Source organism: Vibrio sp. 10N.222.49.C12 (genome assembly GCF_041475025.1).
GTDB lineage: Bacteria > Pseudomonadota > Gammaproteobacteria > Enterobacterales > Vibrionaceae > Vibrio > Vibrio crassostreae_C.
Genome location: NZ_JBFRVF010000010.1, coordinates 23,290 through 37,407 on the forward strand (window position 1 = coordinate 23,290; position 14,118 = coordinate 37,407).

Consider the following 14,118-nt stretch of genomic DNA (forward strand, 5'->3'; position numbering starts at 1 on the left):
TAGCAAACAACAAACCATTAACAGTTAATTATCACTAATACGCTGTAAAGAAAACCGATAGGCTGTGACTGCATTCAGTTATATCTATCGTCACAAAATACATTCAATGAATGTGTCATAATGTTGAAATTACTGGTTAAATTTCAAGGAATGTCATGACTGCAACGAACTATCTCAACCAATTGAATCAAAAGTATCTTGCGACTCATAAAGCGAAAGAAGACTTCTTTTGGGATACATATATGGGTATCAGTGACGACCACGATGGTTCGACACTCGCACAGACTCAGTGGACGGAATTTCTAAGCTCTGCCGAACAGATTACTGCTATCGAAACGCAACTCGCTGCTATTGATGAAATTCAAGATCCTCTCGAAAAAGAGAGTACGCTGACAGGCTTGAATGGTTGGTTGGCGACCTTTAGATCTCACGCTATTGAGTCTGAACAGTCACAGAAGCTTAAAGCCGAACTCATAAAGTTTGAGGCTGAACTGTTTGAGAAAAAACAGAATCATGTGATGACTTACGTAAATGAAACAGGCGACGAAACAGAAGGATCACTGCCAGTTTTAGGTTCAGCCGTTAGAAGTAATGGTAATGAACAAGTCAGGCTTTCTGCACACCAAGCACTATTAGATTTAGAACAGTGGCTGCTGGCTAACGGCTTCATTGAACTGATCAAAAAACGTAACCAATTTGCTCAATCACTGGGTTTTAAAACCTTCTTTGATTACTCGGTGGTAAAAACCGAACAGATGACGACAGAACAACTGTTTACGATTCTGGATGACTTCGAAGCACGCACGCGTGATAGCCATCAGCAAAGCCTAGCCAATTTGGCAGAGCAGAAAGGCGAGAATGCACTTCAAGCCCATAACTTTACCTACTCTTTTGCAGGTGACGTTATGAATGATCTTGACCCGTATGTTCCGTTCTCAAAATCATTAAGACGCTGGATAGAGTCTTTTGGTCGCCTCAACATTGAATACTCTCAAGCGACATTGAAACTCGATTTACTTGATCGCAAAGGAAAATACCCTAATGGCTTCTGCCATGGCCCTATCCCTTCTTTCTATGACCAAGATGCTTGGGTTGCGGCCCAAGTTAATTTCACTAGCAACGCTAAGCCCGATCAAATAGGCAGTGGCTATGATGGGATTAACACACTATTTCACGAAGGTGGTCACGCGGCGCATTTTGCTAATGTAAAAATGAACGCCCCTTGTTTCTCTCAAGAGTTTGCGCCGACTTCGATGGCTTATGCTGAAACACAATCCATGTTCTGCGACAGCTTGTTAAATGACGCTGACTGGCTAAAACAGTACGCTCTAAATGCGGACGGGCAACCTGTGCCAGATGATCTAATTAAAGCCATCATCGACAATAAACAGCCCTTCCGAGCTTACCAAGAACGCAGCATTCTTGTGGTTCCATATTTCGAGCGAGCCCTGTACGAATTAGCTGATGAAGACCTCACGCCTGAAAAAATCACGGCACTTGCTCGTAGCAGTGAAAAGGCAATTCTTGGATTGTCTTGCAGCCCTCGTCCACTGATGGCGATCCCTCACTTATTGTCTGATGAAGCATCTTGCTCATACCAAGGTTATCTATTGGCTCATATGGCGGTGTATCAAACACGAGCTTATTTCACCGACAAGTTTGGTTACTTAACAGATAACCCAGAGATCGGGCCTTTGTTGGCGAAACACTATTGGCATAAAGGCAATAGCGTGAACCATAACGGTACAATCGAAAGCCTGACTGGGGAAGGTTTTAATGCCAAATATCTCGCTGACGAGTGTAACTTATCGCCAGAGGAGGCTTGGGCGATTGAGGAGCAAAAAATCAAACAGCTGTCGACAAGAGAACGTGCACCAGTCGCGGATTTGAATGCGAAGGTATCGATCGTTGATGGAGCAACTGAATTAGCGAATAATGCAAAGTCGAATGACCAAATGTGTGATGATTTTGAGCACTTTATTATTGAGCAATACGGTCGATAGATTGAGTTTTAATGCTAATGAAAAAGGCAAAAATGAGTAGTGACATAACTCATTTTTGCCCCAAAGCTTCTTAGAGTAGAAGTTCGTAACATACTTATTAACGTGTGTTTCCCCTACCAAATATTATCCGAACGAGTTGATAAATCAGCATTACCGTTATTAGGAGACATCTTGCAGCCTAACTTTCCTTCACTTGACTTAACCTATTGATTGTTAATTAATTGAACTGATATGAGAAAGGCTGCATTATAGAGGGGCGAAAGACGACAATTTTTCGGCTAATAAGCGGTATGTGTATAGAGGAACTAACAAATTGATCGCAAACAGTATTTGTCCTTATTGTTCAGTCGCAATGGTAAAAGGCGAGAATTTGCTCAACAGTCGTTCTGTAGAGCATCTTGTTCCAAATACAACTTTATCGCGAAAGAGAAACAACGGAGATGGTGACTTCTATGCCTGTCGTAAGTGCAATTCTGAAAAAGGTACATTGGATGAAATATTTGGTCTGATTGCCCGATGCCAATCCAGTGACAGTGAGCTAGCTGTAAAAGCACTAGTTCGTGCTTTTACTAAACGTAAGAACGTGCCTAACCGTCTTTGGGAAATGTATGATAGTGCTGTAGAGGTAGGTGACCACGTTGAAGCTAAAATGCCAGTTTATGGCCAAGAGTTGATCGACTATGCAACGTTTTTTGGTAAGGGTTTGTTTTTCCTAAAGCATCAACGAGTATTCAGCGAAAAGCGAGACGTTATGCATATTCGCTTCTTCAATAAACAGGTTCATTCAAGTTTTGCGCAAAATTATGGGAACAAGTTTTCTAGCAATCCCATCAAAGACCTAGAATCCAACTCAAAATCATGGGTTGTCGCAGAAGATGAGTGTGTTGTCTGGTCAAAAAACAGAAGCCATCTCATTATATTTCATCACTTTATCTCTTTTGGTATTAGGTTCAAAACTCGTAATCACAAGACAGTCATGAAAAAGAAAGAGCTAGAAAATAGTATTTTGGAAACCTTTGGGTAATACACATACAAGCAATTCAAGCAGATTCCCAACGCTTGGCATTTTCAGCTCCGTGTTGGGTTTTGTGTTTACGGTGGTAAGGTTTAGGTTTGGTGGTAGCGTTGCTTATACCTTAACAGGACTACATGGATATTTTGGAGAGAAAGTTGAGCAATAGAAGATCTTCTGAGGGTGACGAAACTTGGTTTCGTTTACTAAATTGGACAAAGGGGCAGAAAGCAGCAGAAAGAATTTCAGCTCATATCCTTAAATCTGAGCAATACCACTCAGTTGACCCTTCTCACCCCTTAGGTGGTCGGGATGGAGGGAAAGACATTTTATGTGCCAAAAACTCAAAGAAATATGTTGGTGCGGTATATTTCCCTCGTGGTCAAAAGTCGTTCAGCGAAATAAAGAGTAAATTTGATGGCGATGCTCTTGGTGTAATAAAAAATAAAGCTGATGGAATTGTATTTATTACGAATCAAGAGCTCTCATTATCTCAGCGCCACACATTAGACGAATCTGTTAATTTTGAGGTGACGGTATATCACTTGGAAAGAGTGAGTAGCATCCTTGATCAACCTTCTAATTATGGAGTTAGATTAGAGTATCTTGATGTTGAGTTAACAAAAGAAGAGCAATTAGCTTTCTTTGCACAACAGGAGCATAAGCTTAATTTCTACACTGAAAAATTAGAACTATTAGCCGCTGATTATAGTGAGTTTAAAAATTACACGTTGAACATGCATGAGCATGACTACGACCGTAGTGTTGATGAAATACTGATTGAACTAGACGATATGATCCAAAAGGTTTGGTATAACCGTCATTTAAATTTGCGTTATAAAGTTGAATTTCTTGGTGAGAAAGTCGCCCCTGAAATCTGGGAAGGTGCACTCGCCTCAGCTAAAAAAGTTGAAGATAAATTTGGAAAAGAAAATCTCGGTTGGGATGATTTTGAATGGGGAATGCTAAATGGGAAAGTATCCGCATTACGTTGGGTGCTTGGTGAAGAATGGGATATGCTAGATACGTAGTGCTAACAAGTGGCAATCAAGGTGCTGCGTTACACTCGGCGGTTTTGGTTCGGAGTCTGGTGTTCTTGGCTGGTTCAGTGGGGTATATAGCTATCTAGGAGAAAATATGCAGTTCTGGATTTATGATGAAACAAATGGTGATACATGTGAGGGGGCAACTATTGGTGCTTCGATGTATGACTTCTCTACGGACTTGTTTGAAGGGTGTAAGTACAATGCTCATATTGCTAAAAATTCCGACAAAATCTACCAAATTCGTTCTGCTAATATGTCTTGTATTTTGTTTTCAATTTCAGCAATTGAAGCAAAGCTAAATGAACTGATCAGTATGTATGCATCTATTGGTGACGAAGACTCAATATGGAAACAAGTTCAGGAAAAATACTCGCGTAAATCGACAGCCGAAAAGTGGAATATGATCGTCAAGGTTACTGATGGAAAATGCTGGGAGCACACCAAAGAACCTTTTAAATCATTTAACATGGTAAAAGCACTACGTAACGAACTTGTTCATTACAAGGGTGAGTTGCTAGAAAAGGACCAAGCACCAAACAAAAAAGTACAAGAAATAATGACTGAATTAGGTGTAAAGTCTAAAGCGTCCTTCATGGAAGATGACTGCTCTTCATGGGTAAGTGATTTGATTAACTGCAAGGAATTGGCTCCATTGGTCATAAGGTATATCACCCCAATATATGAAAATATGAACATATATCTATCGCATGAAGTATTTAAGTCCGAGAGCTAACAATCATTTAAGGTTTCAAGATACTTTTTCTAATCTGGCGTAAGTCGTTTAGAGCAATCCCACTAAACGATTTTTGTCCAATAGTTACTTAGGACAAACCAACATACTACAATAGGAAATTTTTCCGGCTTAGTTATTCGTTATCTTCACTCAATGCAAATTTGATCTCGTCAGAAGAGAACCCCTTTCGACTTAGCATCGCGTAAGCCTTAGAGCGTTCTTTATGATCGTTTAGGTCATAAGGCTTCTTCTGCAACTGTTCTAAACAAGAAGAATAGAAATCTAGCTGCTCTTCATTAATCAATCGGTCGATGAGCGATGACAGCTCACTTGTGTCGATTTGTCGTTGTCTAAGTTCTTGCTGAATGGCGGTCAGGCCCTTGCCTTTACGAGCGTACTTGAGCACCTCTTTTTCCAAGTCGGCTTTCTCGGCCTTAATTTGAATGTTACTTTTCAGTTGATGCGCTTGTGGGTGCTGGTCAATCGCTACCTTAACTTGTTGATAGCTAAAGCCACGCTTTTGCAGTGTCGCAACCAGCTTTTCACGGCTCATGGTAAAGCTTGAATAGTAGTGGTTGATTCGGTCTATCAAGATGGTTTGTTCATCAATAGACTTTTCGAACGACACTTTATGGATTGCATCAGAAATCACTGAATCGGTCAGCCCCTTCTTCTTCAGTTTTTCGACAATGTATCGAGAACCGAATTCACCAGAGAAAGCTTGTTCCACGAATTGTTCTGCAAACACTTGGTCAGACTTGAGATACCCGAAGCCTTTCAATGTCCCTAGAGTTTCATCGATCCATTCTTGATTGTCGGTTTTCACTTTGAGCTTCGCCACTAACTCGCTTTCCGTCATGTCTCTCTGAGTTAAATGCCACATCGCAGAGTTCATAACACTTTCAATTCGCGTCGCTTTTCTTACCGTTGTATTTCTAGTATTCGTTTTTTGCTGTGAATCATCCATTCGATTTCAACTTTCCAGATTAAGCCTACCCCATCATAACGTAATTCTAAGGTGGTTGAGTGACATAAAAGAATGAAGCTCAACATAAGCGGCAGCCAATAAAAATGGACGCTTATTCAGCGTCCATTTGATATCACATTAAGAATGATGGCTCGAAGCCATGCTTAGCTTTTTTCGTAATAGCTCTTTTCGAAATCGCTTCGCGCACTAGCTCATTCGCTTAACTCTCTTCGTGATTGTAAATATGTACATCTCGTTGAGGGAATGGAATCGTGATGCCTTCTTCATCGAAGCGTTTCTTCACGGTTTCCGTTACATCCCAGTACACATCCCAATAGTCATCAGTCTTAACCCAAGGTCGAACTACGAAATCAACAGAAGACGTATTCAAGGTATGAAGCTTGATCATATGCTCTGGTTTTTTCAACACTAGAGGGTGTGCAAGAATGATGTCGTTCAATACCGCTTTCGCTTTATCGATATCATCTGAATAACCAATACCGAAAACCATATCAACACGTCTTACACGTTCTGCCGTGATGTTGTTGATCACGTCACCCCAAATCTTGTTGTTTGGGATCACCAAGCGTTGGTTATCAATGGTTTGAACAGTCGTCGATACTAAGCTCATGTCTTTTACCGTGCCTTGCACGCCTGCCACTTTAACCATGTCACCGACGTCATAAGGACGGTAGATCAAGATCATCAAACCCGATGCAAAGTTAGATAGTGTGTCTTGCAATGCGAAACCAATGATGACACCGGCTACACCGAAACCAGTAAGAAGAGGTGCTAGCTCTATCCCTATTTGAGACAGTGCGATAAGCAAACCAATAAACACGACCGCTTTAGATGCGATTGATACAAAGAAGTCCTGCATCAATACACTAAAGTCCATTTTCGAATGCGAAACGCTCTTACGAACGGTTTTGCGTGCGACGTTTGACAGCAAACGAGTCACATACAAAATACCCAAGAACAGAGCCAGTTTGACAATGAATGAAGGGGTATTTTCAAAAGCCCATGAACTGAACGAACGAAGCCAACCATCCAACAACTCAAGTGCAACATCAACATCCAATACATCGGCGTTAATATCTCCCGTCGTTGCCAGCAACACTCGCTTGTAAGAAGTCACGTCGACGCCAAACGGTTCCATTAGTGTGATGGTTTCTTCTAAGCTCGCGACCATAACGCTAGTGCGCTCGCTGAAACGCTCAAGCTCCTTTTTAATCGTCGCTTTCTCTTCTTCATTCACAAAAGACAAACGCGCTTCTAGATCTTGTCGCTGTGTGTCTGTGTAAAGAATGGCATTAGTCAGGTATTGAGAACGAGAAACAAGTGCCGTTTTGAGCTCACCTTCAGGAACAGCAACATCAACACCACGCTCTTTCGACCAATTTAAGGTCTTAGCAAGCTGCTGATAATAGACATCCATCATTCCGATTCGTTTTTGAATACGCAATTCAAGGCGTTTTTTAGCGTCACCTTCAGCTGAACGGTTTTCTTTACTCATTGAAACGATTTTAGTTTCATTCAACGACAGCAATTTTTGTAGCAGTTCGACCTGCTGAGCAAGAGTGACATCCAGCCCCTCTTTTTTATCTGACGATAGCTGTGAAAAAATCTCTTCGCGTAGGCCCTGATTCTTACGCCTTAAGATATCTTCAAGAAAGGGCTTCTCAGCATCATGCGCCGTTTCTAATGTTGCTAGATCGAGCATTAACTGATCTTGTACTTCTGCGATTTTCTCAACGCTCTGCGCATAACTTCCAAATGCGACAAACGCCAACATTAACAATAGACAACGCCAAACCTTCATCATATTAATTCCTATCACTGTCTAAATTGACCCTATAAATAGTAGTAAAAAGAATATGGATAACAAGCATTTAAACGTATGTTATGTTAAAAATTCGCAAATTATCAGCCTGCTTCTAATATTTGAGAGTTCCAATCCCCTCTTATGACCTGTAGAGTACGCATCCAACAAAGAACAACAGCCAATATCTTCATTCGAGCACAGCACTAAAGCGCCCTAAATACGATGTTGGCTCACAGCAAGAGAGCATAAAAATGAACAACGAACTTGATATTATTGAGTCTCTAGAAGAACTAGAGCAATTCCTAATTTCAGTGGAAGCTGGCGGTTTAGGCCTTGAAGGCGTTGAAGGTGTAGGCATGGCAACCAATAATTCGGATGGTCGTCACTTCGTTGCTGTATTCAATAGCAGCCATAAAGTTCTGCTTGCTCGCTGGATCACCAAAGAGGTGTTTGATAACGGTAAAGACTTGGTACGTAACGGCCCTCGCCGCACTCACTAAGCCTTTCCAATAGCACCAATGATTAAAGCCCAACACGTTCACTGACGATCTGTTGGGCTTTTTTGTATCGCCTGTCCCGTCCTGATAGTTAATAAACCACTCAATACAGAATAATTAGCGATAACTTTCAGTTGTTGTGAACTTTAGCTACAGCTCAATGTCGTATTCGCGTGAATTGGTGTTTATGCGTCTTTTATCGTGTATCAGCCGTTTCCCGCATTTATACATAGTTTCACTTTAACCATTTTATGACTTGTGGCACGAAGAGAACTTATCTAAGCTAACCACAATTCAATGAGCTTGCTTTAACGACTAACAGATTTGATTACTGACTAATTTGCTGAACACATCGCTACTTTTCTTATCCACACAGAACCGCCGACAAAAGCATTCGCTTTGGGCGCTCTTCCTTACCGGACTGGTTATCGTAACTTGTCTGGCGAGCACTCTGGCCGTCAAGAAAGTATCGTTATCTGCATCCGCTAATGGCCAATCAGTCCTAGTTGGCACACAAACTCATACAGAAACCAGTAATCCCCAAACCAACATCGCTTCTTCAGAAAAAATGGCTGCTCTATACGCCAGCGTTTTCGGCTTAGAAGCCTCAAAAATGTTAACGTCCCCCAATTCAAATTCATGCAGCCTAAGTTCGAAAATGCTGACCTTTGCCGCCCCAAAAACCGGCTGGCTTATCCCATTCGTACTTATTATTGCTGTTGCGTTTAACTTACCTCCTCACATCTCGAGATTATCTAGAGACAATCATCGCTCTACTCGACCGACAAAACACCGATTGCATCTAAAGCACTGTATATTTAGAGAGTAAATAACCGGGCTACTACACCCTTTTATTTATTTTTTGGAGATACATTTGTGTACTACACACTACTAACTAAGTTTGTCGATTCATTGGCATTCTCTATGCGTACATGCGCGAAAACCTTAGTCACTGCCCTTTTGGTTATGACGTCATTTACCGCCTTGGCACAGACAACGGGCTGGCTTAGTGTGCCTGAGCATCCGCCTGTTAAAATGCGAATGATGTCGACGGGTGAACAGTCGGATGACGGCTCTAAGATCCAAACCGTGCTCGATGTCGTGCTCGACGGCGACTGGAAAACCTATTGGCGCAGCCCAGGCGAAGGTGGCATTCCGCCAAGCTGGGACTGGTCTGGTTCAACAAACATTGAGTCAGTAGAGTGGCACTGGCCGATACCTAAATACTACGAGCAGCTTGACGTCATGACGTTAGGCTACAAAAAACATGTCAGCTTTCCTGTCACTTTATCCCTGAAAGACAACACGAAGCCTGCGATATTCAGGGCATCGTTTACCTTTCCGTCGTGTACCAATATCTGTGTGTTAACCGATTACGATATCGAACTGCCGATTGACCCACAAACTTTAGCGCTCGATGAAGAAGCGATGTTCTTGTTCAACCAAGGCATGAGCCAATCTCCACGAGAAGCTAATCGCACTTCAGTCAATGGTCTATTTTGGGACAAGAGCAAGCAGCAACTGGTTACTCAGCTGACAAGTAAAAATGGCTGGGATAAGCCGATGGTGTTGATTGACGGGCAAGAAGTGATTGATGACTTCTTCTCTCAACCAAGCGTCCACATCACAGACAATACAATGACGGCCGTATTTGATGTGAGCAACTGGATAGGTGAAGTCGACTTAACGGACCGTAACGTGAGTGTCACCGTTTCAGACACTAATTTCGCCGAAGAGATGACGGCCAAAGTTGGCTCACAACCGATCGCTTACCAAACAAGCAACAACGGCTTTTTGGCGATGATAGGCTTCGCTTTAATTGGTGGTTTGATCCTCAACATCATGCCATGTGTGTTGCCAGTCTTAGGAATGAAATTAAACAGCATCATTCAAAACCAAGGTGCATCTAATCGTCATATTCGACTCTCATTCTTAGCTTCTGCTTCAGGTGTCATTACATCATTTGCGCTGTTAGCCCTAGGTATGACCGCTCTAAAAATGGGTGGTAATGCAATTGGCTGGGGAATCCAGTTCCAAAATGTTTGGTTCATCGGGTTCATGCTGATCATCACTTTGCTGTTTTCGATTAACCTGCTTGGGTTATTCGAATTCAGACTACCATCAGGTTTAAACACCTGGATGGCAACCAAAGGCGATGACTCACATTCAGGCCACTTTGTTCAAGGCATGTTTGCAACGCTGTTAGCAACGCCGTGTAGCGCGCCATTCCTAGGAACCGCTGTCGCGTATGCACTTGGAGCAAGCTACCAAGAGTTATGGGCTATCTTCATCACGCTTGGTATCGGTATGAGTGCGCCTTGGTTGATCTTTGCGCTATTCCCAAGCCTAACCAAATTGCTTCCAAAGCCTGGGGCGTGGATGTTCAAAGTTAAGCTGGTATTTGGCTTAATGATGTTCATTACCAGCCTATGGCTAACAAGCCTCCTTAGCCCATTCATTGGTAAATTCCCAACTATCCTGCTGTCGCTATTTATCGTGATTTCAGTATTGATTTGGATTGGCCGTAAGTTGGGTCGCAAGGTGCTTATTCCTATCGTCGCAACCACAACCTTGGTGTTTGGTGCTGCATTGATCGTCGGTAGTGTCACCGCTGATAACTGGGCGACTCCGATTGTTGACGATCTCGCTTGGCAAAAGCTGGATGCGAAGCAAATCCCTCAGCTCGTTGATGAAGGCAAAACGGTGTTTGTTGATGTGACTGCTGATTGGTGTATCACTTGTAAAGCCAACAAGATCGGCGTCATCCTTCAAGACCCTGTCTACAGTCACCTACAGCAAGAAGACATTGTTTTGATGAAAGGTGATTGGACAACACCAAGTGAAAGTGTCACTCAATACTTACAAAGTAATGGGCGATTTGGTGTGCCATTTAATATCGTCTACGGCCCGAGCTATAAAAGCGGTATTCCACTGCCTGTCATTCTCAACAGTGACACTGTCGTTCAAGCCATCGACGCTGCGAGATAACTGATGAAGACTCCCAACAATGAAGATAAATCTAGCACGATTGAAGACGACGCTGTAAAGGGTGAGGCCAAAAAGCCAAGTCGTCTTAAGAAGTGGGGAAAGGAACTGGTTTCAATGATATTGATCGTTGGCGTGGTTTCATTTGCCATGGACTTTTATCACAGCAGAAGCATGCCTCAGGGCGATGCGATTCCAATTGTGGGTCAATCGCTCCAAGGCGAAGATATTGATGTTATCGAGCTAAGCAAAAATGGTAAGCCAGTCATTGTCTATTTTTGGGCGACTTGGTGTGGTGCCTGCAAATTTGTAAGCCCGACGGTTAATAGCTTCAGTGATTCCCATCAGGTGGTTTCGGTCGCTCTATCGTCTGGTCCAGACGAACGTGTCCAGCGCTACTTGGATGCAAAAGAGTATGACTTCCCTGTTATCAATGATCTTTCTGGGTCAATCAGCAGAAGTTGGGGCGTTAATGTCACGCCAAGTATTGTCATCATCAAAGATGGAAAGATTAGCAGTATCGCAACCGGCGTTACATCCCCTATCGGCCTGTGGTTAAGAACCTACTTTGCCTAAATCGCTCACAAAGAAAAACAGAGCAAAGCTAAGTAAATAAACCGACTCAGCCAGTTTAACAAACAATATTAATGTGAGCGCAACCTAATAAGCGCTCACGATTATCACGAATTAGAGAAAAGACAATATGAAAAAGCATCTGATAAGCGCACTGATTTTAGGCTCATTAATGAGTACTAATGCCTTCGCAGAATTAAACAAAGAACAAACTCAACAACTTGAAGAAATTAATCAATTCCTGAAGGAAAACCCATCGACGATCTCTGGATTGCATACCAGTTTAGAGCAGTACGTAGCAGGTCAAGAGCAAGCGAAGAAAGCCCAAGCGGAAAGCCATGATTGGTTATACAACAATGACGCCCACCCGATCCTTGGCAATCCAGATGGTAAATCGGTCATCATTAACTTTACCGACTATAACTGCCCTTACTGTAAGCGCTTGGAAAAAGGCTTGGTTCAATTAGCCTCTGAAAACAGCGACATTAAAGTGATCAACGTGTACTTATCGTTTAAGCAACAACAAGTTGCGGGGCTAGACACCAACGCGGCGCTATACGCGATGAAAGTATGGAAAGATAACCCAGAAGCATTCCCTGAAGTTGATAGATTGCTGATGGCGAAAAGCGGTATTCACTCGAAAAGCTCACTAGAAGCCGTTGCCAAGAAGACGGGAACAGAGGCGGAACTAAAAACAACTCAAGAACAAAACCAGGTTCTAACCACTAACCATCAAACGTTCAGTGCACTCGGCTTAACGGGCACTCCAACCATGATGATGAACGGAAATGTTTTACCAGGATATGTGCCTTATGACCGATTAAAAGAGATCGTGGACGACGCTTTTTAATCGAGTGTAGTTAGAGATAAAAATTCGAAAGAGAAGTGAATAAAAAGCCGACCTGCGTAACTCACAGTCGGCTTTTAATGAGCTTAAGGTAATGTTTTCAATATTATTTTTGAAACAGAAAAGCAGTCGAAGTGTCACTATCTTGCAATGGATTCTTAATCTAGCCTCGCTACTCTAAAAGCAGTTCTCTCGATGAGTCCAAGACGTGCTTACTCTAGACAACTGTCCTTTGACCGAGCCTAGCTCGGTCTTTTTTTACGTGTTTTAGATAACAACACAGTGCATTAACACGGAAACGTCAAACCGACTGAGCCTTAACTTAGCAAACGACAAACAAGCGCACCCGGCTCCCTTAACGCATCCACGTTATAGCTAAGGACACGTCCGGCAGACGGCGCGTGATAACGGCGACACTCATTACCAAAAGCGTCATATTGAATAGCCAACAGATCATCTTGTTCTACGCTCTGTAGAAGCTCAACCTGCGGCAATACAAAGCCACCAATATCAGCGCGGATAGAAACCACATCATTACCCTCTATCCAATCCATGCTCGGCAGCTGCATTTTCTCGGGATGATTTATTTCAACCTCGAACATTTCATAATAAGATAGCATGTTAAAAACACCGTCTACCGCTCGTTGAATCATGTCAGGCTGAGTAAATTTCCCCATCCCAACTTCCACCGTGATGCTCGGAATTCCACTTCGATTCCAAACCGTTTCCAAAATACCTGGGTCACCAGGGTCATTCAGAACACAATCGGGCTGCATCAGCCTCGCCATCTCCAAACATTGTTCTATGCGGTAATCAGCAAACACATAAAGTGGATAAACTGCGCCACGAGTTTGAGTGTGGAGGTCAACGGCGAAGGTGGCATTATGCTTAAGCAAACGCTCCCACAAAGACGCAACAAAGCGCTCCGCAGCCAAGCCATTCGCGTCACCCGGAAAGAGTCGATTAAGATTAGCAGGGCAAGAACCCGGATCCGAAGAGATGAAATCACGGCTATGGTTCAGCAAGCCAGACAAATTCACAGTAGGCACAATCGTTACCGTACCTTTGAGCGTTTTACCGACTAAGTCCCTGATAATTTGCTGTGCAGCCAACACTCCGTTTAGCTCATCACCGTGAATACCGGCGGTGATCATCAACTTAGGACCTTCTTGACTGCCTTTGAAAACAGAAACCGGCATGTTCTTAGGTTGCCCTAGCCCATCACTGGTGACTTGAAACCAAAACTGGTGCTCTCCAACGGGTAGGTCTTCAACATTCAAGGAGCCAATAACCTGCCTACCTTGTAAAACATCGCCTAAGTACTCTGTTTTCATCCAACGTCTCCATATTGTTGAGCAGAATCTATTCTCTTCTAAGTTTTTGCATCATAGAGGATATCCTTACCAGTACAAGCAGTTAATCAGATTAACAAGCTCTCAGCGCAGCCAAAATTCACCACCATCGACATACGTGATTGCAAGGTAAAACTTGCCAATGTGACCTTTGAAATACACGCAACTTGTATAACTATTCATAGAACACTCAGTCGCATGAAATAAAAATGCAATAAAATCAAAACTTAAAAAAGTTCCCCATTCACGAAAATGTAATTTTATGGAAATGAAAGCTT

11 protein-coding genes are annotated in these 14,118 nt (G+C 42.7%); 8 read left to right on the forward strand and 3 right to left on the reverse strand.

Annotated features, from left to right (window positions below):
• The first annotated feature begins 155 nt into the window (after positions 1-155).
• The 4 genes from AB4583_RS02930 (at position 156) to AB4583_RS02945 (ending at position 4,794) form a co-directional block, all read left to right on the forward strand.
• Complete coding sequence (locus AB4583_RS02930; RefSeq protein WP_017068393.1) at positions 156-2,003, forward strand: M3 family metallopeptidase; 1,848 nt, start codon at positions 156-158, stop codon at positions 2,001-2,003.
• Between the two features lie 313 nt (positions 2,004-2,316).
• Positions 2,317-3,027: a hypothetical protein gene (locus AB4583_RS02935; protein ID WP_372069098.1), complete on the forward strand. Its 711-nt coding sequence runs from the start codon at positions 2,317-2,319 to the stop codon at positions 3,025-3,027.
• Between the two features lie 125 nt (positions 3,028-3,152).
• The gene (locus AB4583_RS02940; RefSeq protein ID WP_138944304.1) at positions 3,153-4,046 is read left to right on the forward strand and encodes a hypothetical protein; all 894 of its coding nucleotides are present in this window, start codon (positions 3,153-3,155) and stop codon (positions 4,044-4,046) included.
• 106 nt (positions 4,047-4,152) lie between these two features.
• The gene (locus AB4583_RS02945; RefSeq protein ID WP_005598465.1) at positions 4,153-4,794 is read left to right on the forward strand and encodes a hypothetical protein; all 642 of its coding nucleotides are present in this window, start codon (positions 4,153-4,155) and stop codon (positions 4,792-4,794) included.
• A 133-nt stretch (positions 4,795-4,927) separates the two neighbouring features.
• Here the strand turns inward: AB4583_RS02945 and AB4583_RS02950 are convergent, their stop codons facing one another.
• The gene (locus AB4583_RS02950; protein ID WP_371724962.1) at positions 4,928-5,761 is read right to left on the reverse strand and encodes a RecX family transcriptional regulator; all 834 of its coding nucleotides are present in this window, start codon (positions 5,759-5,761) and stop codon (positions 4,928-4,930) included.
• Positions 5,762-5,981: 220 nt separating this feature from the next.
• Positions 5,982-7,586 (reverse strand): mechanosensitive ion channel family protein, encoded by a 1,605-nt coding sequence (locus tag AB4583_RS02955; RefSeq protein ID WP_372116383.1) that lies wholly within the window; start codon positions 7,584-7,586, stop codon positions 5,982-5,984.
• A gap of 251 nt (positions 7,587-7,837) precedes the next feature.
• On the opposite strand from AB4583_RS02955, the gene AB4583_RS02960 reads away from it, so the two are divergent.
• The 4 genes from AB4583_RS02960 to AB4583_RS02975 all read left to right on the forward strand — a co-directional run bounded on the left by AB4583_RS02960 (position 7,838) and on the right by AB4583_RS02975 (position 12,491).
• Positions 7,838-8,086, forward strand: a complete 249-nt coding sequence (locus AB4583_RS02960) for a hypothetical protein (protein WP_017062732.1) — start codon at positions 7,838-7,840, stop codon at positions 8,084-8,086.
• Positions 8,087-9,007: 921 nt separating this feature from the next.
• Complete coding sequence (locus AB4583_RS02965; protein WP_372116436.1) at positions 9,008-11,071, forward strand: protein-disulfide reductase DsbD family protein; 2,064 nt, start codon at positions 9,008-9,010, stop codon at positions 11,069-11,071.
• Between the two features lie 3 nt (positions 11,072-11,074).
• Positions 11,075-11,644: a protein disulfide oxidoreductase gene (locus tag AB4583_RS02970; protein WP_017064333.1), complete on the forward strand. Its 570-nt coding sequence runs from the start codon at positions 11,075-11,077 to the stop codon at positions 11,642-11,644.
• A 127-nt stretch (positions 11,645-11,771) separates the two neighbouring features.
• Positions 11,772-12,491 carry a DsbA family protein gene (locus AB4583_RS02975; protein ID WP_017071614.1) on the forward strand — a complete coding sequence of 240 codons (720 nt, stop codon included), beginning with the start codon at positions 11,772-11,774 and terminating at the stop codon, positions 12,489-12,491.
• 314 nt (positions 12,492-12,805) lie between these two features.
• Here the strand turns inward: AB4583_RS02975 and AB4583_RS02980 are convergent, their stop codons facing one another.
• Positions 12,806-13,822 carry a succinylglutamate desuccinylase/aspartoacylase family protein gene (locus tag AB4583_RS02980; RefSeq protein WP_050632901.1) on the reverse strand — a complete coding sequence of 339 codons (1,017 nt, stop codon included), beginning with the start codon at positions 13,820-13,822 and terminating at the stop codon, positions 12,806-12,808.
• Between the last annotated feature and the right edge of the window lie 296 nt (positions 13,823-14,118).

Excerpts from the sequence above, each read along its gene's own strand:
- AB4583_RS02930 (WP_017068393.1), top strand. The coding sequence starts at position 156 with ATGACTGCAACGAACTATCTCAACCAATTGAATCAAAAGTATCTTGCG.
- AB4583_RS02940 (WP_138944304.1), top strand. The coding sequence starts at position 3,153 with ATGGATATTTTGGAGAGAAAGTTGAGCAATAGAAGATCTTCTGAGGGT.
- AB4583_RS02945 (WP_005598465.1), top strand. The coding sequence starts at position 4,153 with ATGCAGTTCTGGATTTATGATGAAACAAATGGTGATACATGTGAGGGG.
- AB4583_RS02950 (WP_371724962.1), bottom strand. The coding sequence starts at position 5,761 with ATGGATGATTCACAGCAAAAAACGAATACTAGAAATACAACGGTAAGA.
- AB4583_RS02955 (WP_372116383.1), bottom strand. The coding sequence starts at position 7,586 with ATGATGAAGGTTTGGCGTTGTCTATTGTTAATGTTGGCGTTTGTCGCA.
- AB4583_RS02960 (WP_017062732.1), top strand. The coding sequence starts at position 7,838 with ATGAACAACGAACTTGATATTATTGAGTCTCTAGAAGAACTAGAGCAA.
- AB4583_RS02965 (WP_372116436.1), top strand. The coding sequence starts at position 9,008 with ATGCGTACATGCGCGAAAACCTTAGTCACTGCCCTTTTGGTTATGACG.
- AB4583_RS02970 (WP_017064333.1), top strand. The coding sequence starts at position 11,075 with ATGAAGACTCCCAACAATGAAGATAAATCTAGCACGATTGAAGACGAC.
- AB4583_RS02975 (WP_017071614.1), top strand. The coding sequence starts at position 11,772 with ATGAAAAAGCATCTGATAAGCGCACTGATTTTAGGCTCATTAATGAGT.
- AB4583_RS02980 (WP_050632901.1), bottom strand. The coding sequence starts at position 13,822 with ATGAAAACAGAGTACTTAGGCGATGTTTTACAAGGTAGGCAGGTTATT.